General features: G+C 55.1%; 21 protein-coding genes. 3 read left to right on the forward strand and 18 right to left on the reverse strand.

The genetic code is table 11. The annotated features are described in order from the left end of the window. Position 1: 1 nt before the first annotated feature. The 6 genes from M2418_RS18230 to M2418_RS18255 form a co-directional block, all read right to left on the reverse strand. Positions 2–2332, reverse strand: coding sequence for an alginate lyase (locus tag M2418_RS18230; protein ID WP_259148344.1), 2331 nt, complete (start codon positions 2330–2332; stop codon positions 2–4). 70 nt (positions 2333–2402) lie between these two features. After that, on the reverse strand, positions 2403–3932 hold the full coding sequence (locus tag M2418_RS18235; RefSeq protein WP_259148648.1) for an extracellular solute-binding protein: 1530 nt from the start codon (positions 3930–3932) through the stop codon (positions 2403–2405). A 60-nt stretch (positions 3933–3992) separates the two neighbouring features. Then, complete coding sequence (locus tag M2418_RS18240) at positions 3993–4874, reverse strand: carbohydrate ABC transporter permease (RefSeq protein ID WP_192490729.1); 882 nt, start codon at positions 4872–4874, stop codon at positions 3993–3995. An 11-nt stretch (positions 4875–4885) separates the two neighbouring features. Further along, positions 4886–5815 carry a sugar ABC transporter permease gene (locus tag M2418_RS18245; RefSeq protein WP_259148346.1) on the reverse strand — a complete coding sequence of 310 codons (930 nt, stop codon included), beginning with the start codon at positions 5813–5815 and terminating at the stop codon, positions 4886–4888. Further along, positions 5812–6927 carry an ABC transporter ATP-binding protein gene (locus tag M2418_RS18250; RefSeq protein ID WP_250983896.1) on the reverse strand — a complete coding sequence of 372 codons (1116 nt, stop codon included), beginning with the start codon at positions 6925–6927 and terminating at the stop codon, positions 5812–5814. Before M2418_RS18250 ends, M2418_RS18245 begins: the two co-directional genes overlap by 4 nt. Positions 6928–6961: 34 nt before the next feature. Next, entirely contained in the window at positions 6962–7750 is a 789-nt protein-coding gene (locus M2418_RS18255) for a GntR family transcriptional regulator (protein ID WP_250983897.1), read from the reverse strand. A gap of 229 nt (positions 7751–7979) precedes the next feature. Here M2418_RS18255 and M2418_RS18260 point away from each other — a divergent pair, with 229 nt between their 5' ends. Next, positions 7980–8690 carry a ribonuclease activity regulator RraA gene (locus M2418_RS18260; RefSeq protein WP_250983898.1) on the forward strand — a complete coding sequence of 237 codons (711 nt, stop codon included), beginning with the start codon at positions 7980–7982 and terminating at the stop codon, positions 8688–8690. A 198-nt stretch (positions 8691–8888) separates the two neighbouring features. On the opposite strand, the gene M2418_RS18265 is transcribed toward M2418_RS18260, so the two are convergent. The 7 genes from M2418_RS18265 to M2418_RS18295 form a co-directional block, all read right to left on the reverse strand. Next, on the reverse strand, positions 8889–9125 hold the full coding sequence (locus tag M2418_RS18265; RefSeq protein ID WP_250983899.1) for a hypothetical protein: 237 nt from the start codon (positions 9123–9125) through the stop codon (positions 8889–8891). Between the two features lie 89 nt (positions 9126–9214). After that, positions 9215–9922, reverse strand: a complete 708-nt coding sequence (locus M2418_RS18270) for a TfuA-like protein (protein WP_250983900.1) — start codon at positions 9920–9922, stop codon at positions 9215–9217. After that, on the reverse strand, positions 9919–11124 hold the full coding sequence (locus M2418_RS18275) for a YcaO-like family protein (protein ID WP_259148354.1): 1206 nt from the start codon (positions 11122–11124) through the stop codon (positions 9919–9921). Before M2418_RS18275 ends, M2418_RS18270 begins: the two co-directional genes overlap by 4 nt. After that, on the reverse strand, positions 11114–11335 hold the full coding sequence (locus tag M2418_RS18280; protein ID WP_192490736.1) for a hypothetical protein: 222 nt from the start codon (positions 11333–11335) through the stop codon (positions 11114–11116). Before M2418_RS18280 ends, M2418_RS18275 begins: the two co-directional genes overlap by 11 nt. 14 nt (positions 11336–11349) lie before the next feature. Next, entirely contained in the window at positions 11350–13179 is a 1830-nt protein-coding gene (locus M2418_RS18285) for a hypothetical protein (protein WP_250983902.1), read from the reverse strand. A gap of 6 nt (positions 13180–13185) precedes the next feature. Continuing rightward, positions 13186–13611: a helix-turn-helix domain-containing protein gene (locus tag M2418_RS18290; RefSeq protein ID WP_250983903.1), complete on the reverse strand. Its 426-nt coding sequence runs from the start codon at positions 13609–13611 to the stop codon at positions 13186–13188. Between the two features lie 127 nt (positions 13612–13738). Then, a complete protein-coding gene (locus tag M2418_RS18295) occupies positions 13739–14989 on the reverse strand; it encodes an MFS transporter (protein WP_259148357.1) in 1251 nt (416 codons plus the stop codon). Between the two features lie 93 nt (positions 14990–15082). On the opposite strand from M2418_RS18295, the gene M2418_RS18300 reads away from it, so the two are divergent. Then, positions 15083–15946 carry a LysR family transcriptional regulator gene (locus tag M2418_RS18300; protein ID WP_250984092.1) on the forward strand — a complete coding sequence of 288 codons (864 nt, stop codon included), beginning with the start codon at positions 15083–15085 and terminating at the stop codon, positions 15944–15946. A gap of 147 nt (positions 15947–16093) precedes the next feature. Next, positions 16094–18172: a carboxy terminal-processing peptidase gene (locus tag M2418_RS18305; protein WP_259148358.1), complete on the forward strand. Its 2079-nt coding sequence runs from the start codon at positions 16094–16096 to the stop codon at positions 18170–18172. Between the two features lie 83 nt (positions 18173–18255). On the opposite strand, the gene M2418_RS18310 is transcribed toward M2418_RS18305, so the two are convergent. The 5 genes from M2418_RS18310 to M2418_RS18330 all read right to left on the reverse strand — a co-directional run bounded on the left by M2418_RS18310 (position 18256) and on the right by M2418_RS18330 (position 23361). Beyond that, complete coding sequence (locus tag M2418_RS18310) at positions 18256–18717, reverse strand: TspO/MBR family protein (RefSeq protein WP_259148359.1); 462 nt, start codon at positions 18715–18717, stop codon at positions 18256–18258. 64 nt (positions 18718–18781) lie between these two features. Further along, positions 18782–20050 carry a DUF763 domain-containing protein gene (locus tag M2418_RS18315; protein WP_250983907.1) on the reverse strand — a complete coding sequence of 423 codons (1269 nt, stop codon included), beginning with the start codon at positions 20048–20050 and terminating at the stop codon, positions 18782–18784. Positions 20051–20108: 58 nt separating this feature from the next. Then, the gene (locus M2418_RS18320) at positions 20109–21119 is read right to left on the reverse strand and encodes a HAMP domain-containing sensor histidine kinase (RefSeq protein ID WP_259148360.1); all 1011 of its coding nucleotides are present in this window, start codon (positions 21117–21119) and stop codon (positions 20109–20111) included. A gap of 1 nt (position 21120) precedes the next feature. Beyond that, positions 21121–21825: a response regulator transcription factor gene (locus M2418_RS18325; RefSeq protein ID WP_259148361.1), complete on the reverse strand. Its 705-nt coding sequence runs from the start codon at positions 21823–21825 to the stop codon at positions 21121–21123. 42 nt (positions 21826–21867) lie between these two features. Next, positions 21868–23361 carry a DUF4173 domain-containing protein gene (locus M2418_RS18330; protein ID WP_259148362.1) on the reverse strand — a complete coding sequence of 498 codons (1494 nt, stop codon included), beginning with the start codon at positions 23359–23361 and terminating at the stop codon, positions 21868–21870. Positions 23362–23379 lie beyond the last annotated feature (18 nt).

Raw genomic sequence — 23379 nt, forward strand, 5'->3', positions numbered from 1 at the left:
ATTAGAACTGCTTGGGAAGAGAGAGTTTGAAGCGCTCGTCATCGACATCGCTGAAGTAGATGTCCGTCGAGAAACCCTGATCATCGATGAAATTGAAAATGCGCTTCGGTTCGCTCAGGCTGTAAGGCACCAGAAGAGTGACCAAACGGTGCCGTGTTGCGGCCGGTACGGTCGCGCTAACGTGGTGATGGATTTCGAGCCCTTCGAATTCCCTCGGATCGATACCGGGAAACCCTTCAACAGCGGCAATCTGCGGCATACCGGCCGATGAATAGACAAACTGGCCGTAAAAACCGGCTTTCTTGCCGGTGTAACGGAAACTGGAACGGCCGGTCTGCGGCGCCCCGATCGTGTGGCAAAGCCATTGCAACTCCTGCGGCTCGGCGCACTCCACCTCATCGACAAACACGAAATAGCTGTCGTTGACGAAGTGGATTTCACGCTGTGCCTTGCGAACCAGCGGATTTGCCACCTGATAGGCCGCCGTTGCGTCACCGACGATCTTGATATGGCCAGGTTGCTCATCGACGGACACGATACGCCCGGCGGCACGCCGTGCCAGTGCCTTGTCCTTTTCGGCATATTGGCCTTTGCCGCCAATAAGCACCGCATTTTTCGAGCGGGTCTGGCGGCGCCAGTTCACATGCATTTGTGAATTAAAGGCGACGTAATAACCGGATTGGATCGCCAGATCTTCGCCATAGGCATATAGCACAAAAGCGTTCTGATCGCCGTGGCTGTGGCTCAGCGAACCGTACGGGCTGGATTTGAACACGAACTGCAGATGCCGGTCCGAATCTTCCATATGTTTCTGGATGGTGACCCAGCCAATGTCATTGAACACGGACAGTGCTGGCAGATCACTTGGCGCAACAGCCTCCACCTGCTGGTAGTCGTGACGGTAAACAAGATCGTCAAAATTCAGATCCCACCAACCGTAATTATAAAAGGCCATTTCGGTACCAGCCGCATCCTGTTTAATGCGATCGAAATACCATTGGTAATGGCCATTGCCGGTCACACCGGCAAACTGGCGCACATTGTAGCCGACCTTGAGACCAGGCAGATCACCCATGGTGGAATCGTCACCAAAATTGGCGCGTCGTGTTCCCGGCGCCTTGGTGTAGAGGGGAAACCGTCCGGTGTTCTGGAAGAATGGGCGCTGATAGAGGTCGTAACCGATGTAAGAGCGGATCAGGTTGGCGGCTTCGATCAGATACGCCATGCCGGTCATCCAGTAGTGCGGACCTTCGGCCCAGCCACCATCGGTGCCCGCCCACGGGGAATAGAGGGTCGACAGGAACTCGACCGTATAGTCGAGCCATTCACCACCTTCTTCGCTTTCACCCAGCAACGAAATGCACGCAGGCGTCAGAACGGCAGACAAAGAGCGTACTGCGTGACTGTCATAGGGGAAGACGTGGATGCGAGCATGGGAGATCACATGGTCAGCAACCTCTCGCGTACGGCGCAGCAGAACGGTTTTGACCGTCTCGCGCTCTTCCTCGCTCAAATGGTCGTAAAGCCAGTCATATCCCCAGGCTAATGCAACGACGACACGAAAGCCAGCTTCGTCATTGTAGGCGCGGGAGGTCGCGCCAGTCGGATCCCAGGCGGCAACAGCCAGCAGCCAGTCCCGCGACCTGTCGAGCAGGTCTTCACGCCCCAGAACGCGTCCCGCAATAGCCAAATGGCGAATGGCGTAAATTACTTCCTGGCATTCAATATACATCTGTCGCCACAAGGTCGCGACGCGGACGTTGTTGGGATAGGGTTTCGGTTCCGGCGTGATCGGCCGGTCCAGCCAGGGTTTGACCGACTTTTCAAAAAAGTCGGTCCATCCGCAATGACCGGCATCCTTTGCCACAGCGGCTGAGAAGGATTTTAGCTGATCGCCATTCAGCCAGAGCCTTGGATGGCTCGTGTGGGCGGCGGTATGACGGACTGCCCGGCCTGGTAACGGTGTTTTTGGCAAGGCAGCGGTGATTTCGAAATCGCGCACCTTGCTCCAGTTGGAAAGAGCTTGTCCTGCATTCTGATCCCAGAGCGCATAGCTCCAGTGATAATGGCCATCCAAAAGCACCTTGTCCGGGGTAAAGAAGTTCCAGGCCAGATCTTCATAGACAGTTGTTTTCGCATCAGAAAAATCGGGATCAGTCGAGATGCGCAGCACATAGCGCGCACCGTCATCAATATCGGGAAGCCAGGAAAAACGCGGTGGATTTTCTGTAGGCGGTAATTGCTCACTCGGCATGTAGCCAATGGTCAGGGAACCCGGGCGCGGTTCATCGAGATGAGCTTGTCTGGCGATCGCCGAGGCAGAGGGACGCATTGCGCTCTAACTCCTGTAAAAACAAAAAAAGGGGATGGCGGCGACAGGGCCGCCATCGCGATAGACTGATTTATTGGGCCGATTTGTACTGACGGTCGTAGGCCAACTGCATCATCTTGATGACCTCATCGTAACCCAGTGCGGTCAGCCGTTTCTTGTAGGCATCCCAACCGGCATCGACGTCCTGTGCACCCAAGATCCAGGTTTGCTGCATCTCGGTCATGTAGGTAAGAAGGCTCGGCCAGTAGCGGTCGAAGATTGCCTTTTCCTCCGCGTTCAGAGACACGCCCATGAACTCGTCCTTGAGGCAATTGCACTTGTCGTACATATCGATGCCTTCAAGCGCGATCTTGTTGGTCCACTGGCGTTCATATTCATAGTCCATCCAATAACCGCGCGGCACCTGTGCACCGACGGCCCAGAGCTGCGCATTGACCGGATCCTTGTTTTCAAGAACTTCCCTTTTGAACTGCGGCTTGCCATCGACCATCTCATAGGTCAGACCTTCGACACCGAAGTTCGATAGGATGCGCCCCTGCTGGGAGAACCAGAAATCGAAGTACTTGATCGTTTCGACTGGATGTTCATTGGTGGCGGAAATTGCCCATCCAACCGGCTGAACACGCAGTCTGCGGGCATCTTCGAAACGTTCACCAGACGCTGACTTTGGTGGCAACATCGGTTTCAGCGCAAAACCTTCGATTTTGGGCGCCAAAGCATCGTTGTAGGTCGAAGTGCTCGCAAACCAATCGTGGGTCATGCCACCAAGATCGTTGCCCAGCAGGTATTCTCGCGAGCGAGCACCACGGGTGAAGACTTCCTTGTCGATCAGCCCTTCCTTGTACCATTTGGCAACATTCGAAATGCCTGTTTTATAGTTCTCTTCAGCCCACGGATGGCGCAGTTCGCCGTCATAGACCGCAAAGTCCCCATAACGCTCAGAACCTGACACGCGTGCGTCCGAGAGATTGATGAGACGGATCGCATCGATCGGTTCACGGGCAAAGTATGGAACCTCATCCTTCTTGCCGTTGCCGTTCGGATCCTTGTCGCGGAATGCCTTGAGGACCTCATAGACTTCTTCCGGCGTCTCCGGCTGCTTCAGCCCGAGCTTGTCCAGCCAATCCTGGCGGATGAACCAGCCACGGGAATATTTCCCATCCGGCACGTACGGAATGAAATAGAGCTTGCCGTCAGGGCCGGAAATCGCGTTGCGAATGTCCTTGTGGCTGTCAAAAAACGCCTTCAGATTTGGTGCATGTTCCTCGATAAGTTCGTCAAGCGGAACGAAGGCACCCTCCAGCCCGTAGCGGATAAAATCTTCCTTCAGTCCTCCGGAGGCGTCGCCGCCAATGATATCGGGAAGATCACCCGATGCGATCAGCAGGTTGAAGGCATCACGGCTGCTGGTTGTTGCCAGAGATGCGACATTGCGAACGTGGATGTTGGTGATCTCAGCGGCTTTCTGCTCCACCGGCCATTTTTCTGAGTAGACGTATTTATCGCGGAAGTGAAAATGGATCGTCAGTTCCAACGGGTCTTCTGATATCTTGCCAGTGTCTTGCGCGGCAACCGGCATTGCCATTGTAACGGCTGTCATTAACGCCAGAAGGGGCGTGCCTTTTCGTAGTTGTCTCACAGGTTCTCCTCCCTTGTGCTGCTACTCTTTGACTCCGCCCAGCAGAATTCCCTTTGTGAAATACTTCTGTGCGTAGGGGTAAATGATCAGGACGGGGATGATCGACGCGATCATGATCGCGGAGGTCACCGTTTCGAATGAATATTGGGCTGTCAGCAGGCTTGAAGCGAATTCATCATTCGAATTGAGATCGACGACGACGCGTTTCAGGTAGACCTGCAGCGGGATTTTTTCTTCACCGCGCAACAGGACCATGGCCCAGAAATATCCGTTCCAGCGCGACACGATGCAGAACAACGCAACGGTGACGATGGCGGGTTTGGACAGCGGGATAAAAACCTTCCACAACAGCTGCAACTCGCTCGCACCGTCCATCTTGGCGGCTTCTTCAAAGGATTTCGGCACGGCTTCAAAGAAATTACGCAGCAGGATGACGTTGAAGGCGCTCGCCGCGAAGCCAATGATGATACCGAAACGACTGTCGAGCAGACCGAGGTCACGCATGTTGAGGAAGAACGGGATCATGCCTGCGTGGAACCACAGCGTGAAGGCAATCGCGATGTTGAAGAAGGTGCGACCACGCAACCTTTTACGCGACAAGGCGTAGGCGCCGGGGATCATGATCAGCAGGCTCATGAACGTGCCGCCGAAGGTGTAGATGAAGGTGTTGCCGTAGGCGATCCAGAACATTCTGTCGGACAGAACATGTTCATAGGCGGCCAGCGTCACATCAACCGGCCACAAAGTCACGCGCCCGGCGGTCACCGCTGCACCCGATGATATCGAGACGGCCGCGACATAGATAAATGGGTAAAGGGTCGACAGCACAAACAGCCCCAGCAGGATGGCGTTGGCCCAGCCAAAAATCCTGTCACCACGGGAATACAAATTGAAACTTGCCATTTTTCAGCTCCTCACCACAGCGATGTCGACGAGACTCTTCGGCTGATACGGTTCGCCGAATAGACAAGAACGAAAGCAATGACCGCATTGAACAGACCGGCAGCCGTGGCCAGATCATACTGCGTGCCTTGCAGACCGGTGCGGTAGATGAAGGTCGACACAACGTCGGCCGTTTCATAGGTGGATGGACGGTAAAGAAGGATGATATATTCGAAACCGACCTCGACCAGATTGCCGATGCGGATAATCAGCATGATGATGATCGTCGGCAAAATGCAGGGCAGGGTGATCCGCCACATCATTTGCCAGCGCGACGCACCGTCAACACGTGCGGACTCGTAAAGTGTCGGACTGACACCGGCGATCGCTGCAAGATAGACGATCGATTCAAAGCCGGATTCTTTCCATACCGACGAACCAATGAACACGGGACGGAACCATTCGGGCTGTGTCAGGAAGTAAATTGGCTCAAGGCCAATGCCTTTCAGGAAAAGGTTGACGATGCCGATGGAAGGCGACAGGAAGTTGATGACGATACCGGCAACAATTACCACGGAAATGAAGTGCGGCAGGTAGACGACAGTCTGCGCCCAGCGTTTGCCGATTTCGCTCTGAACCTCATTGAACATCAAGGCCAGGATGATCGGCACTGGAAATGCAAAAATCAGTCCGAGGCCGCTGATCGTGATGGTGTTCCAGAAGGCACGTACGAACATGTCATTCTGGAAAAGCTCGATGAAATTCGCAAATCCGACAAAGGGGCTTTTTTCGATGCCGCGGAAGATCGAAAAGTCTTGGAAGGCGATGATCAACCCGTACATCGGCTTGTAAAGAAACAGCGCAAACCAGATGGCCATCGGTGCCAGCAGCAAATACAGCTGCCAATCGCGGCGCAAATCGTGCCACACATCACTGAGTGATTGTTGGAAATGCTGTTTCATGACCGCGTCTCGCTTGCGGTCTTGAGGGATCGACCTGTTTCGGAATCGAAAACATGGATGCGGGTCGTATCGATACCGAGTTCAGTCACACCATTGAGCGCGTGGTCCGCGTAAAGCGTTTCAGCCTTGGCGATAAACGGCTGACCGTCGGCCTTACCATGCAGCAGAGCCTCCGCTCCTAGCGGCTCGACAAGTTCGATGTTGCAGTGGAGGACCTCACGCCCTTCTTCCGTTTTTACCGACATGATTTCAGGCCGGATACCGAGCTTGACCCACTGCCCCTGCGTTGCATTTTTTGCAAATGCATCGGGGATTGTCAGGCTCTGGCCAGAGCTGCCGGCCAGCACGGCTTTGACGCGGCCGTCCTGTTTGTCGATTGTCGCGTCCAGCAGGTTCATCGGCGGCGACCCGATAAAACTTGCAACGAATGTGTTTGCCGGCTCCAGAAACACTTCCATTGGTGAGCCGACCTGCTCGATATTGCCGCGGTTCATGATGACGATGCGGTCGGCGAGCGTCATCGCCTCGACCTGGTCATGGGTCACGTAAACGCTGGTTGCCTGCATGCGCTTATGAAGCTGCTTGATTTCAGCCCGCATATGGGTGCGCAGTTTGGCATCGAGATTGGAGAGAGGCTCGTCGAAAAGGAAAATCTTCGGGCGGCGCACGATAGCGCGACCCATGGCGACGCGCTGACGCTGGCCGCCCGAGAGGTCGGCTGGCTTGCGTGCCAGATATTCCGTCAGCCCCAGGATTTGTGCGGCTTCGGCAACGGCCTTGTCGACCACATCGCGTTTTTCGCCCCGTACACGCAGGCCAAAAGCAATGTTCTCAGCTACGTTCAGATGCGGATAAAGCGCGTAGTTCTGAAACACCATCGCAACATCGCGGTCTTTCGGGGCGATCTTGTTGACGACGCGCCCGTCAATCGAGACGGTGCCGTCGGAGATATCTTCCAGGCCTGCGAGCATGCGCAGTGTGGTGGATTTTCCGCAGCCCGATGGCCCGACGAGCACAACGAATTCTTGCGGTTGAATGGAAAGGTTGATGCCATGTACGACTTCGAGAGCGCCGTAGCGCTTGACGACATCGTTGATTTGAACTGCAGACATGAAAGGCCCCTCCTCAAAAGCCTTGAATGTTCAGTCAGGCAGGGGCCTTGGCTCCTCTTGACACACGCTTTCTCGTGACGCGCGTATTGACCTGCTCGATGAAGGTCCAGATTTTGGGGTTCTTGGAGAGTTCTGCGATCTTGGATTCCAGCGATCCCAGATGACACTGGACGGCGTCACGCGCCGCTTCAACGTTGCCAGACTCGATCGCATTCACGATCGCCTCGTGCTCTTCGATGACCTTTTCCGTGCGACGCACCGCAAATACCCTTTTCAGGTGGCGCATGCGGTCCATTTCACCCTTGGCCTGGTTTACAACACTCCAGGCACCGGGCAGACGAGCCGCCGCAAAAATCGTGCGGTGGAATTCCTCGTCCAACAGGAAAAAGTCGGTAAATTCTTCATCGGCCGCCGCCGTACGCTGCTGCGAAAGACAGGTCTTCAGGCGGGCAATATCTTCAAGTGAGTGCCGCTTGGCCGCCTCTATGACAGCACCTTCTTCGAGTTTGAAGCGGATGAAACACGCCTCCATATAACGCTGCACATCAATCGGTGAGATGTAGGTTCCGCCCTGCGGCACAACCGTCACAAAACCTTCCTCCGCCAGGCGAATGATCGCCTCACGCACCGGCGTCTTGCTGACATGCAACAACGCCGCGATTTCCTTTTCAGACAGCGCCCGACCCGGAAGCAACTTCACTTCGACAATCAATTTGCGAAGCAAGGCGTGGATCCGGTTGGTCATATTTCCATCGACCGGCAAGTCCTGTGGCGTGACAAGATCGGACAGAGGCAACGATGGAAATTCAACAGCGTTAGACATATCAATAACCAAACTGAGATATCAGAATATAACTTGACATATCTGTTGTTTTTTTGAGAGTCAAGCTTGTGATGACGATGGAGATGTCGCCCCGGCCAAAATTCATCCAGATTTTCTCGGAAATCGTCTTCATCCACACGGTCAAACACCCTGAATACAAAGCCTTTTCAGCCGAATGGGCAAAACAGACGGAAATGACAATGAACCGTTCGAACAGCGAGAAATGACCATGAACCCCGATACCCGTGAAAAACTGATGGGCGTATCCGTTGCAACGCTCTGCTCGGCGCTCTACAAGCGCGGCCTTAAAAACCAGACTATCCAGGATGTGCGGCCGGTACGACCAAAGGGCCGCAACATGGTCGGCCCGGCATTTACGCTTCGCTATATGCCAGCGCGTGAAGATCGTAATCCGATGTCCGTGTTTCGCGACCCGAAACATCCACAACGCCATGCCATCGAGACCTGCCCGGAAGGTTCGGTACTGGTCATGGATAGCCGCAAAGACCCGCGGGCGGCTTCGGCTGGTGATATTCTGATCACAAGGTTGATGGTGCGTGGCGGGGCAGGTGTCGTTACAGATGGCGGCTTTCGCGATGCAATGACGATTGGGGAACTGGACATTCCAGCCTATCACAACCGACCATCGAGCCCGACCAATCTGACGCTGCATGAGGCAATTGATATCAACGTGCCGATCGGCTGCGGTGACGTGGCCGTTTTTCCAGGAGATATCATGGTGGGTGATGACGACAGCGTTATCGTCATACCCTTTGAAATTGCTGATGAGATTGCTGACGAGGCCGTCGAGATGACGGCCTATGAGGATTTCGTCACGGAACGGGTCAAAGCAGGCCACACAATTATCGGTCTTTATCCGGCAACGGATGAAAGCAACCTGGCCCTGTTTGCTGAATGGCGAAACCAGAACGGGCGGTAAACCGATCCCGGCGCGATTTTGATCGCGCCCACTTCAGCATTAGATGGAGTGAGGCTATGCGCCCTTACCGGTCATTTTGTCAGCGGAAAACTGGAAGCAGCTTTCGTGCGTGACTGATATGCCGGACCCGACACCATGAGATAGGAGGTCATGATGGCCTCGAGCCCGGGGAGAGGCTGGCAGTACCTGCCAGGCCGCTCAGCAGTGGCCGGCTCTGACGCCTGCCAATTGCGTAATTTCGTGTGTCGACAGGTCGGCTGTGAGCTCATTTTTCAATTCGCCCATCAAAGTCTTGCGGGCTGCGTCCAATTGAAAGGCTGCCGATTTCGAGGAAAGGCTTTCAGCGATCCCAACGGTATATTCGAGCATATTGATTAGCGCGAGGTATTCCTCATGGCGCTCGCTGAGCTGAATGCTGGCATTGATGTTCGTCATGCTATCCTCGATATGTTGTCGAGGTCATTGTTAAGCACGGAATTCGTTTGCGTGCGCGTTGCAAAAGCGTTGCACACGCGAAACGGGATTTATCGTACTTGTTCGCCGTCTTCTGCGCGAAACAAACTACGCCACACGGAAATCTCGTTAAAAGTCCAAGTCTTCGCCGATTGGGCAGCAATTGGTCGCTGGATCACCTCAAGTAGTGCAACGGCATCCAAGCGCTTTTGATCAACCCATGCTTGTTTTATTATATTGCGAAGCACAATCGCATCAAAGCCTGCAACTTCCGCGATCCGTGTCCAACTCCTTTCCTTGAAGAAGATGTCACGCGCTGCACGCGAAATATCAAGGCAATCGGCGGCCGTCAGCACACCGAGGTTTTCAGCACGCGCCAAAGTAGCATCAACATTGACCATCGGTATCGTCAGCGGCATGTAGGCCAACTCGGCTGGCCCATGCAGCAAGGCGACATCACCATCGTCATCGCGTCGACCGCTGGCATAATCGTCAAAGATCTTGCCAACACCGATCATGCCAAATGTTGCACATTCTACGGCACGCAGCGCGCCCATGCTGGCAGCTCCGAATACCCCGATATTCTGGGAGAGAGCAAACAGAAGTTCCTTATGCCAGACGGGCGCCACAAATTCGAACTGACCATCGATAAGGCCAATCGCCGTTGCACCGTCCCGCACGGCGCGCATGACATCACCCTGGCAGGCAGGAGGCCTGATCTCGACATCCGACAGTTTGCCAATGTCTGGGAAGCTCGGACCGACGAAGACGACCTTCATTGCAAGGCTCGCGAAATCGCCCGGCCACCAAATCTCTGGCGACGCTCACCGTCGGGGTTTTCAAGCTGCGGCACAACAACCTTTACCACCGCGGCGGGCAACCAGTCGGGAGAGATATCAACCGCGTAGATGTCCGTGATACCTTTGGTTTGCAGGCGCTCCACAACCCTTTGCAAAGCCTGCTCAGCGCAGCTGGCATTAATGCGGGGCAAATCTTCGAGTTGAATGGCAACCGGCGCATCGAACGCGGCGAGGATGGTCGGGTCGGCCGGTTGGCTAAAGGTCTTCGGCATGACGTCATCTCTTGCTCCGGCAATGAAGGTCATGCGTGACTGTACGGCTTCGGTAATCGCCCGCATGACAGCGATCTCAGGAGAGATGGAACATCCTGCCCCAAGTGTGATGTCAACATGGCGAAAGCCCTCACCAGCTTGCAGTTGATGTCGCGGCTTCAGAAGCGCAACCACACAGGGGACCGCGAGGTCGCTGGTGATGTCGAAAACAGCGATTTCCATGTCTGCAGCCGAAATTCTGCCGAGCAAACCCTGCAAGTCGGGGTTTGCGATCTGGCTGGTGTCAATTCTTGGCTGATAGCGCTTCGCTGACGTTGTTACCTGCCACAGTGTCATGGCGTCGCGTTCAACACGCTCCAGCAACCCATGCGATGTCGCTTCGATCAAACTATTGCCGGATGCAAGTCCATCCGACGATTGCCAGAAACGCGGCGCGATCAGAGTGCGGTCGAGTTGAATGGCTTCCACAGGCAGCCAGACTTTTTTTCCTGTCAGCAAATTGGTCGCACTTGCCCATGAAATCGTTTCGTCATCACGGATCGGCATTGCCTTTACAGCAAGCAGGCTATCCAGCGTGTTTACGACCTCGCCAGCCGAGCGTAGAGATGAAGGCGTATCAGATACTATCTGACAGGCCGGGCTGGCGGCAACGGCACGTTCAACGGCTTCCATGACAGCTGACGTTCGAGCCGAATCGTCGTCGATGCCCTTGCCTTGCGCAATAACAATCGCTTTGGCGTTTGGCGTATAGGCGCACCAGACCGGTACACCGATACGATCAAGGCTGGTTTGTTTGGCGACCCTGGTAATACCGAGCCGAGAAAGAATAGGAGAGACCCGTTGAAAGGTCTCTCCCGCAGAACATGAACGGAAATCGACAGTATCGATTTCTAACTGATCAGGATTCATGGTGTCCGGATGCGGCGACCTCAGCAGACGAAAATGCGACAGCAAAGTTTACACCCTTGACGATTGTCGAGCCCTGCTGGCGAAGCGTCTGAGCGTTGGCGAGGTCACTACCAGCGGGCGGCGCACTCAGTGGAGAAACGGTGCCTGATGTGAAATCTACGAGCCAGAGCTGTTCATCTCCGGGAAGTCCAATAACTGCAACCTTAGACACGATGTTCTCCTTTGTTAAAAACCGGCCTTGATCAGGCCTTCCCGGTAAAGCTCTGTCTGCCAGGGCTCCTTGTGGGGCACCATCTTGAGCCAACGCTCGAGATCGAAATCAGGATTACTTTTCAGAACGCGCAACCTGCATGCACGTGCCTTTGCCATGTCGCCAAGCATACCCCAGCATGCCGCAGCAAGACGTGATGCCGGCGCGCTATCGCGCATCTGTCCGATGTAATCCAGAGCCTGACGAAACTCGCCAAGGAAGTAACTGGCGCCAGCCGCAGTCCACAGGTAGGTGTCCGGAGACAACGGGTTGAGCGCAATGGCCGAACTGATCTTTTCAAGTGCAGCTTTGGGATCACTGGCGTGAACAAGGCTGTCTGCGTGACTGTAGAGCACGTCGGCATAAGTCGGGTTGAATGTTTCGGCCTGGCCAAGCGCCGCCAGACTGTCGTCAATTTTTCCGCCATAGAGTTGGCTGACGCCGAGTTCCTTGTACGCTCCGGCAAATTCGGCATTCTCGGCTACGGCTATCTTGGCCTGCTCTTCTGCATGCTGGAGAAGCTCGCTGTCGCCTCTCGCCGTCAACAGCCATTCCATGGTCAGTGTTCTGGAAATTCCAGCCCGCGCTGCAGAGAAGCTCTTGTCACCATCAAGAGCCTGCCTGAAATACCGTCGCGCTTTTCTGATCGATGGCAGATCCAGTTTGGAAAGGCTCTGCAGGCCACGCAGATAGGCGTAATAGGCGTCCGGACGGCTGTGATAATCGGCCACATTGGACGTGCGACCACCGACCTTGTCGAAAATCGACTTTTGAATGACCTCCGCGATTTCGAGCTTCTGGATCGCAACCTCGTCGGGTTTCAACTGAAAACGGGTTGCCCACAACACCTCGTCACTCGGCATGAAGATCAATTGCACAAACAACTGATCATCAGACCGCTTCGTGTCGAGTGCATACATGACCGAATGTTTTTCGAGAATCCCGGCCTTGTCTTTCGAGGCGCGAATACGTTCGGCGGTGTAGGGGGCAACCACCGAGACCGATCGGCTGGTGCAGAGGCCAATTGTCAAATCTTCAATCAGCGCGTTGGCCACGGAGCCATATTGCTGGGCACTGTGAAGTGTCTCAGGGGGCAGCAGTGCAATTCGCGGCGGAACGGTAATGTCAAAGGCCGTTTTCACGTCCGATGATTGAAGATTGGCAGGCTGTGGCGGTAAAAAGCTGACGAGAGGACGGGCAACTGCAGCAGTTTGCTGTTCACCCAATTCCACAGGCGACGAAATCGTTCTTCTGACCTCCTCGTCGTCAGGATCGCATTCAAGCAGCAACACTGCAGCACGTCGAAGATCGGACCGCCTCTGGTCGGAGGCCGGTAGCGTTTGAAACTGCATGAATTCGGTACGCAACTGGCCGACCAAACGCGTGCGGACGTCACGAACCCAGGCATCCAGCGCACTTGATCCGTCGCCATGCAAGGGAAGAAACTTCAAAGCCACGGCATCTGTGGCTGCTTTGAGGCGTTCTGTGGGATCTGTCAGCGCAGACATCGCCAGATCACAGCGCATGGCCTGCGGGGCAAGGGACAAGGTCGTGCCGTCTGCTACAACTAGCGGGCCTGAGGGATCGGTTGCCATTGCCAGGCGCCGAAGCATGGAGCGCATATTGGTGGCTGCGGCCTCTCCACGGTCAGGCCATAAAAAGCTGGCCACTTGCCGCCGGGCGACCGGCCTATCCATGTCATGAAGATAGGCCAGAAACACCAGTGACAGGCCGGGCACAGATAAATTCTGCCCAGCGCCGTCGCGTAGACTGCTGTCACCAAGTGTCGTTAAAACAAAGCCCATATGGTATCAGATGGAGGCGTTATTATGATCTTCCTCACCCGCACTGGACGGGTCGTTTCTCAGCGTCCGGACGAGATTGAGAACGCTCTGACGCAAGCGCGGGCTCTTGATCGAGTTGAACGCGGTCACCAAGGCAATCGTCTCCTTGGAGCTCATCAATTCATTAAACTCGCCCATAGGGGAGCCGGCACTGTTGACCAGTGCGTTTGGGCCGTTTTCAAAGAAAAAGCTGATCGGGACCTCAAGCACTTCGGAAATGTGCTGTAGTCGGCTGGCGCTGACCCGGTTGATACCCTTTTCGTATTTCTGAACTTGCTGGAAGGTTAGGCCAAGTCCATCGGCGAGCTGTTCTTGCGACAGACCAGCAATCGATCGACGAAGGCGAATACGAGAACCAACATGAACGTCAATAGGGTTGGGAAGTCTATTCATTGCAGTGATCCCCAAAACGTTTCGTTGCAGGAATCTATGCGTGAAAATTCCGGGTTGCGCAATCTACTTTTGCCAAAGATTTTCTACTCTCACGCGACCATTCGGCACCAACGCGCAGTTGATTGTATCAGCTCTGATGGCTCGATAGCGCACTGCGAGATCCGGCGATCAACGGGAGTGACGTTATAATGACCGGCAACAACAATACTGCCCAGGCGACGCCATAACCAAAATAGTCGGCCAGCAGTCCGAACAGGTAGGGTCCAGCCGCCATCACGGCCAGGCAGATCGTCGAGGCAAAGGCGATTGTAGAGGCAATCGAACTTTTCGGCGCACTCTCGGCAATTTGCAGCAGGTAAAGCGGAAACCAGCCAATCCCAAAAAATCCAAGGACGAGCAAAATGGCTGCAATCGTTATCGTTGACGATCCGACCGGCAGGACAGCAAGAAGGACAGCCGACGCCGCAGCAATGAGTGAAACGGCACCAAAGGATCTGGCGCGCAGGCCCGGCCAAAATCGATCACTCAGCCACGGCAACAGGATGCGGCCGGGTATGCCTGCAAGCTGGGTTGCCGCAAATAATGATGATGCTGCGATCAAACCGAGTTTCAACCCGTCTGCAATGAAGCCGATCATGTGGGCCGTGAACGTGAATTGAAATGCCGACATTGCGATGCCAAGGCGCAGTACGGGCCAGAATTGCGGATCCTGACCGACAATCCGTGCCAGCGACAACAGGCGCAGAGGTGCGCTCTTTGAAGACGTAAACTCGCTGCCCTCGCGGTAAAGCCCGAAAAACAAAATCGCACCCAGCATAGAAATCGCAGCACCCAGCCAGGTTGCAGCCTGCCACCCGTAATTGATAGCCAAAAGCGGCAACAAAGCTGCGGCAATCATCGTGCCGAACGGAACGGCAGCCTGCCGAAAGCCGGTGGCAATTCCACGGTGCGATGGTGGGAACCACCGCATGATCGCTCTGGTCCCACCGGGCTGCACCGCGGCATAGGTTCCACCGAGACATGCCATGCAGATCAAAAGGGCGACAAAACTGTTGGCGATCGTGGCGGCACAGGCCATGGCAATTGCCATGCCGATCATCGCCAGGCCAACGATCCTCCGCTCGCCATAAAGATCGATTGCGCGACCGAGTGTAAACATCGTGGCGATCTGCACCCCGTTCATGACGGTGACGGCAAGCGACGCCGACGCTAGGGAAATACCAAATGCCTCCCGCCAGAACGGCACAAGGATATAGACGCCCTGGGAGACAAAGGAGCCTGCGGTCTGCGTTCCAACCGCAACCGCCAAGATGGCCCAGATATTGGGACTTGTCCCGATAGAAGATGGTGAAGGTTCGGGGGACAGGCGGCGCAGCATAAGAAGGCTCCAGACAGGCAGATCACACCTGCATAGCCATCCGCAACGATATTTGAAATTAGGGCTTGCGCATTACAGCGATAACGGTTTGTTATAGATGGCATGCGCTCCCTTGATCCTGAAGCCGTCGAAGCCTTCCTCCTTGTTGCTGAACTGCAGTCCTTCACGCGGGCCGCAGGTGTCATGAACACCACCCAGGCCGCGATATCCCTGAGGCTGCGCCGGCTGGAAGAATTGTTGGGCGTACGCCTTGTTGAGCGCACACCACGGCGCATTCGGCTGACGAGCGCGGGTGAACGTTTTTTGGAACCGGCCCGCGACTATGTCGGCGCCGGGCGACGTGCCCTTGATGTGTTCGGCGCAGAGCCGATGCGCCTAGCGGTTGGCGTCTCACATCATCTGATCGGCGCCGATCTTCCCCATTTGTTGCGATTGATAAGCGAAAGGGAAACCGGCATCACCTTACACTTAAGGACCGCTGGAACCAGAAACCTGCTGGAACTCTATGACGCAGGCGAATTGGATGCGATCGTTGTGTTGCGCCACGACGATATCAGACGCGACGGCGAAGTGCTGTCGCAGGAAAACTTCGGATGGTTCTGCTCCCCGGGTTTTCAACTGCAACAGGATGCGCCCTTGCCACTTGCCCTGCAGCCGGAGCCATGCAACCTGCGTGCAATGGCATTGCGCACTCTGGACACGGCAAAACTGCCCTGGCGGGAAGTGTTTGTTGGCACCGGCGCAACGGCAGTCGGTGCAGCCGCCGAAGCAGGTATTTGCGTCGCCCTTATGGCGCGCAGCGCGGCACCGTCAGGTGTGATCGAAGTGATTGACCGCACACTTCCGAAACTACCTCCACTGGACGTTTTGTTGGTCTCAAATGTCACCGGAGATCTTGCTCCGGCCGCATTGCGACGGATTGCCAAGGCGTTCCGTTCATCCGCCTCAGGGTCGTAATTTTCATGGAGCAATGGCAGAACTTGCCTCACAATGGTCCATTTCATTCACACTCACGCGATATTGCTCGATAATCGATTGTCAAAAAGACATCTTTGTCCCACATCGCATTATAAAAATTGTCATCACAACCAGGATCACAGCTGAATGCACATTAGATATGGTCTCATCGCCCTAATCCTCGCAATCGCTCCACCTGCTTATTCGTTTGAAGGTGCGGCACCGGTTCTGGCACCAAAAGAGCAGCAGGCACAGGCCGCGCACCTGAGTTCGCTGTTTCTCGCCCGCAATGCCTACAAACCGGTCGCCCTGGACGACGCGCTGTCAGCCAAGGTCATGGACCAGTATGTCGACTCTCTCGACCCGGACCGGAATTTCTTCCTGCAGGCTGACATCGACATCTTCATGGCCAACAGGACCAAGCTCGACGACGCTATAAACACCGAAAATCTCGACATCCCGTTTTCGATCTTCAACGTCTATTCGCAGCGCATGATCGACCGCATGAGCTATGCGCGGGAACTGTTGAAAAAGAACTTCGATTTCAGCGTACAGGAAAAATACTCTCTGTCAGAAGACAAAGGTCCCTGGCCACAGACACAGTCCGAGATCGACGACATCTGGCGCAAGCGCGTCAAGGCCGACTGGCTGCGTCTGAAACTTGCGGGCCAGTCCGACGCGGCGATCCGTGATACGCTGGATAAACGTTACAAAAACATTCTTGAGCGCGTTTACACCTACAAGAGCGAAGACGTTTTCCAATCATTCATGGCTGCATATACCGCATCGGTTGACCCGCATACCGACTATTTCGGCGCAGCTGCATCCTCTGCCTTCGACATTTCCATGAAGCTTTCGCTGGTCGGCATTGGTGCCGTTCTGCAGGAGCGTGACGGTTACACCACGGTGCGCGAACTCGTACCGGGTGGCCCAGCGCAATTGTCGGGACAGCTGGCTGTCGGCGACCGCATCGTTGGCGTCGGGCAGGGCGAAGAAGGTTCGATTGAGGAAGTCGTTGGAACGCGCCTTGATGCCGTCGTGCAGTTGATCCGCGGCGAGAAGGATTCTGTTGTCCGTCTGGACATCCTTCCGGCAGCCGCTGGCGACGCAGCCACACACCGGGTAATCCATCTGGTGCGTGATAAGGTCAACCTGGAAAAGCAAGCTGCTCAGAAGGCCGTTCTTCCAATCACCAGCGAAGGTGTAACACGCAAGATTGGCGTGATTACCCTTCCGACATTCTATGAAGACTTTGATGCTCGCCAGAATGGCGACAAGGACTATAGAAGCGCAAGCCGCGATGTCGCCAAACTTCTTGCCGAGCTAAAGCAGGAAAAGGTCGATGGTGTGCTGGTCGACCTGCGCGACAATGGCGGAGGCTCATTGTCCGAAGCAATCGAACTCACAGCATTGTTCACCGGTAAAGGCCCTGTGGTCCAGCAGCGTAACGCCGGTGGCAAAATCAAGATACAGGGTGACGATGTCTCCAAAGCGGCCTGGACAGGACCGGTTGGTGTGCTGATCAACCGTGCATCAGCGTCAGCGTCAGAAATTTTTGCCGCCGCAATACAGGATTATGGCCGTGGTGTGATTATCGGTGAACAGAGCTTCGGCAAGGGTACCGTGCAAACAGTTGTCGACCTTGATCAGGTGGCGCGCAACAGCGAACCAAGATTTGGCCAGCTGAAATTTACCGTCGCCCAATTCTTCCGTGTCGATGGCGGAACAACGCAGTTGCGCGGCGTGACACCAGACATCATCCTGCCTGGCCTCTACGATCCGAAAAAACTCGGCGAAGCAAGCTATGACAACGCCTTGCCCTGGGCGCAAATGAAGCCTGCGAAATACAAGGCTGACGCCAAAATTGCCAATGTCCTGCCGCAGTTGCAAAGTCGTCATGACACCAGAGTAAAAACAGATGCCGATTTCCAGCGCTTTGTGGAAGATGTCACCGAGCTGAAGGAACAGCGCGAAAAACGTGCGGTTTCCCTCAACGAGAACGAGCGCCGCAAGGAACTGGCTGCTGCCGAAAAGCTTCGTAAGGCGCGTCAGGAAGAAGATGGCGGCCTGTTCAGCCGACAGGATGACGGCCTGCAGGCCGACGAGCGTGGCCTTCAGGCCGACATCGCACTGGAGAATGCCCGCAAAAACGCCAAGGATGTGCTGCGCAACGAAGCAGCTTCCATCGTTGCCGACCAGTCGGAACTGCTCGATACGATCCGGTAAGCTCGGCTGAAACCAAACAAAAACTGTTGGCAGGCATTTTACCAATGCCTGCCAATTTCATATCAGAGACTGCCTTACCGGCCTCAGTTGAGGATAAAGATCGCAGCGTTCAGGGATGTCGCGTAACACAACCACAGCGCATAAGGGCCAAAACACCAGCGGGCCGTCTGATCCCTGACCTTTCGCATAAAGGCGATGACGCTGATCAACAGGCAAAGGATGATAACAAGTCCAAGGCCGACTTTGTGAAACCCGAAGAACACCGGCGTCCACGCCCAGTTCAACAGCATTTGCGTCATCCAAAGACGAAAGGCTGCAGAGTTAAAGCCTTCGAATATTGCCACCCGCCAACCTGCAACCGCAATCAGAATGTAGACCAATGTCCATGCGGGTCCAAACAGCCAGTTCGGTGGGGTAAACCACGGCTTGACCAAGGCCTCATACCATTCACCCGGCTGGATCGTCAGGCCTATGGTAAAGCCAACACCCAATACAACAAAAAGGAAGACTATCAGAGACGTGTAGTTGGTGCGTGATGCTGTCAATGAACTGCCCTCTTTATGACACCGCTTATGGACGCAGAACCGAGCCGTCAGTCTCAGTGATCAGTTATCCATTCTGCTTGTTGCTCGAAACGGTCAAATCCGGTTCCGGTTCCCAACCGAAAACGCTGCGACCGCCCCATTCGTGAGAATGGGCATATTCACCGGCAACTATCTCCTTGAGGTCGGGTCCGGTGACATAACGCTCCATCTCGCGGGCTTGGGCATCAAGCCGCTGCAGCGCCTGCAATTCTTCATCACGCCCCAGTCGCGCCTTGCTGACCGCGGACTTCATGACCCGGATGGTTTCGTCATAGACCTTCAAGGGCACCGGGAACGGATGACGATCCTTGCCGCCATGCGCCAGCGAAAAACGGGCTGGATCAGAAAAACGACAGGGCGTGCCATGCACGACCTCTGATACCATTGCCAAGGCGCGCACGGTTCTCGCACCTACACCCGGTGTTAGGATGAGGTCTTCAAAATCCTTGGGCCCACGATCGGCTGCTGCCGCCAGCGCACCGTGTAGCCGTCGCATGTTGACGTCTTTTTCCCGGACATCATGGTGGTCAGGCATGATCAGATGCGGCAGCATCGGTTGTGCGACCGGTTCTTTTGCTTTTCCCGAAGGTTCCAGTACAGACAATTCCTGCAGGATACGATCGGGTCCGAGCGCCGACAGTAGATCGACCTGACCGATACGCGACGGTGCCGCTCTGCTATCGGCGAGATTAACGATGTTGCCCTGCTGTCTGCCTTCGATTGCCGAATGCGGAGAATCGACAAAACTGCTCATCCCCTCTGATAGCCAGTGGTAACGGCGCGCCTGACGTCGTTCGCCATTCATGCCTTGCTGAACAACCACCCATTTGCCGTCGTCCGTGACGATGAAACCATGCAGATAAAGATCGAATCCGTCCTGCACAGCGGCGCTATCGATCTTGGCGACCAGACGGCTGGTATTGGCCAATTCGTCGCCATTCAGACCGGTTCGGCTGGCGATGGCAATCAATTCATTGGGTGTTTTCCGCGAATGCTGGCCACGTCCTCCGCAGACATGAATGCCCAATTCGCCTGACATCGGCGTTAGTCCACGTTTCAGCGCACCGATCACGCTGGTGGTAATGCCTGAAGAGTGCCAGTCCATGCCCATGACACTGCCAAACGACTGGAACCAGAATGGATGGGCGAGGCGCCGCAAAAGTTCATCACGACCGTAATGGATCACGATTGCTTCTGAAATGATGGCGCCAAGGCGTGTCATCCGGTCGCCAAGCCAACGCGGGACGTGTCCGCTATGAAGGGGAAGATCAGCACTGCCAGCTCGTTTAACCATGGTCTTCTTATAGATCTCCGGCAGTCACGCTCACAAGTAAAATCGCATGTCACAGAAGTCAGGATCGCTGCGCAGTGACCAAAAACACAGCCCCCTGATCACCAGTATCTTGCAGCGTAATATCTCCGCCATGTGGGGCCAGCATGGTGCGGGCGATCTCAAGTCCCATGCCCGTGCCGCCATCTTGCCGCCGGGTGGAGAAAAACGGCTGGAATATGCGTTCGCGATTGGCTTGCAAAATACCATTGCCATTGTCGGCGACCAAAATCCGCACGATCTGCACATCGGCTTGCGCCTCAATATCCACACGCGTCGCACCATTCTGGAATGCATTTTCGGCGAGATTGCCGAACACCACGGCCGCAGCTTCGATCGGCAGTGCAAACCGAATGCCCGGTTGGCCGGACAGGCCAATCACATGGTGTGGAAACCGATCGCGCAGCATGTTGCAGACATCATCTGCCGTGCTTTGATCGGCGGGTATAGGGATTTCGGCATAGGCCAGTTCCCTCAATCTGGCCAGCAAAAGGTCCAGCCGTTTGGAATCGGCAATGATGTTGTCAAGAAAACGCTGGCGTTCCTCCTTGGTCATTGGCTGTTCGTCGTCGTCATCACGCATCAGTTCGGCAGCACCGCGGATTGACGTCAGCGGCGATTTAAGCTCGTGCGATACATGCGCCGCAAACGAACGGACATATTCGTTGCGATCGACCAGCTTGCTGGCAAGATCGAGAAAACTTTGCGACAGGGTCGCAATCTCGTTTGTGCCGTAACTGTCAAGCGGCTGGATTGCCGCCCGTCCCCCGCGCGCGATTTCATCGGAACGCGAAATCAGCGCGTTGATCGGCCCGGTAATGTTGCGGCTAAGCACATAGGCAACACCGAGCGTGACCAGAAGCACGCCCAACAACGCACCCGCCTCCGTTGTAGTCGTCAGGGACGCCGTGCTGTCGATGGTGCGAAACCAGATGATGCTGATAATCGGCAGTGCCATGATCGACAGCAGCACCGAGTAAACGATCAGGGCCAGTCGTGGTCGCCATTTTGACTTTACCTGCGGTGCCGGCATGTCAGCGACCCCGCTCAGCATCGACGCGCAGCTTGAAGCCGACACCATGGACTGTCGTGATCACGTTATCATTCCCGACAGCTGCAAGTTTCGCCCTGATATTACGGATGTGGCTGTCAATGGTGCGGTCGGCGACATAAATTCCCGGGCCGTATGCCGCCACCATCAATTGCTCACGGCTGAACACCATGCCCGGGCGCGCCATCAGTGTTTCGAGAATGGCAAATTCCAGCGTGGTTGGGAGAACGGCATTGCCCGCAAAGGTCACAGTCCTGCCAGCACTTTCCAGCCGCAGTTCCCCAACGGTTAAATCCTGTTCGTTTCGACCTGCTGTGCTTGTCGTGCCAGTTCGTTTGAGAATGGTTTTGACCCGCGCGACCAGTTCGCGTGGGCTAAACGGTTTGGTGACATAGTCATCACCACCAATCTCGAGACCCAGGATCCGGTCGATTTCTTCGTCCCGCGCCGAAAGAAACAAGATGGGAATAGAGGATGTCTTGCGGATTTGCCGGCAGACTTCTAGGCCGTCCATGTCAGTCATACCGATATCAAGAACGATAAGGTCGATTTTGCTCGCACGAAACGTTGCCATCGCCTGTATGCCGGTTCCGGCCGTAGCAGTCGCCATGCCAGCGCGTTCAAGTGCAAAACAGATCACCTCACGGATGTTCGGCTCGTCATCGACGACAAGAATGCGCGGCACCATAAGGTCTCCTGATAATTCCAATGTGTCGGTGATATCGCTGTTTCATTGTTCGATCAAAGCGGTAGACCGAATATAGTTTTTAATTCTGTGATCCCGGTAGTTCCAGCTTCGCCAATCCAATGAGCGCATCGCAAACCTGGTAGCAAGACGATCCCTCATGCGCTTCGCCATCTCGTGCCTCCAGTCATGCCCTGGCACTTTAGCAACATAGATATCGATAGCCGGGATTGCCGATGGTCCAAGTTTGTTGAGGTAATAAAAGTCGAGTGGTGTGCCCAACTGACTGACCTCCGCACTGTTTTCCACATTAAAGCGGGCAATAAAGCCCGAGAAATCGAAATATGCACAGAGGTAAAGCACTGTCAGAAGCGTCGCGACATTCCTTGAAATCAGCCATTCATTGGACCGGCGCAATGCAATGCGTAGCAAGATGAAGACCAGACCGACTGCCACTAGGCCAATCCAGATACCAGCTGCCATGCGCAGACCTGTCAGCGAATAGGTCTGCACGTAAAGATCGAGCCTGAGAATGGACGATAGGCAGAGCAGGACATTCTGCAAAATCCAGGCAATCACCAGCATACGGATCAGACGGCTGCTGTCTCCCGGCCCGCCATCACGCATGGCAACCAGTACGAAAGCTGCCGCGAGCAGGGCGGTTGCCACAAGGGGATAAGCACCACGATGGGCATATTCTGCGTGGCTCATACCGGCGGGCAGTTCCGCACCTCCCCACAGATACAGCACGTCCAGCGTCGTCTGCATGGCAAACAGCAGATTGAAGACCCACAGGCACCGGAGGAGGGCGGTGTGATCGAGAAAGCCTGTCGATTGATGGCTGACCTGCGGGGTTTCCGTAATGTGATGACTGGTTTTGCGTATCAGGCGCGGACGCAGTATCGCCGAGATACCGATTGCTGCAAGTAACCAGAATCCGATGCGCGTGATATCAAAGAGGTCTATCAGAAAGCTAAGATCGATATTGTGCAGCCCCATCGCGATCAATGGATTGGCCACCGTGAACAACAGCAGGAACACCAGTCCCATGCCGAGCGGCAACAGCCAGCCGGCAAACGACGTCAACGTCGTTCCGAAAATTGGTTTTCCCGAATGCGAGACGAAATAGCGGCGGCAGAGGTGCGGCAAACGCAACGGCACCAGCGGAATGAACCGCAGCAGCGTCAGCGGTACGGCCATTGGTGTTTTCGGCAATAGATTTGTACAAAAAAGCGCGATGGAAACAACAGCCGTCATCGCAAAGATAACACCTGTTACGCTTGGCGTTTCCAATAAGGGTGCTGCGGCTAACGCAGAAATACCCAGGCAGGTGGCTGCCTTGATGCCGCTCGGTGGTCGGCGTGCTGTCATGAGAATGGCTGATGTCAGCGATAGAGAAAACAGGAAAAGGTTAAGGCCCGGCGCCTGCTGAAAAATCAGATAATCGGCGACTGCAATCGTCGCAATGAACACCAGCAGCAGTTTTTTGTCGGCAAGGGTATGGGGTGGGGCAACGGTTTGCGTGTGTGTCAGTTGCATGTCGACACCTCACGCTTT

This window comes from Rhizobium sp. BIGb0125 (assembly GCF_024810055.1).
In the GTDB taxonomy this organism is placed as follows: Bacteria; Pseudomonadota; Alphaproteobacteria; order Rhizobiales; family Rhizobiaceae; genus Agrobacterium.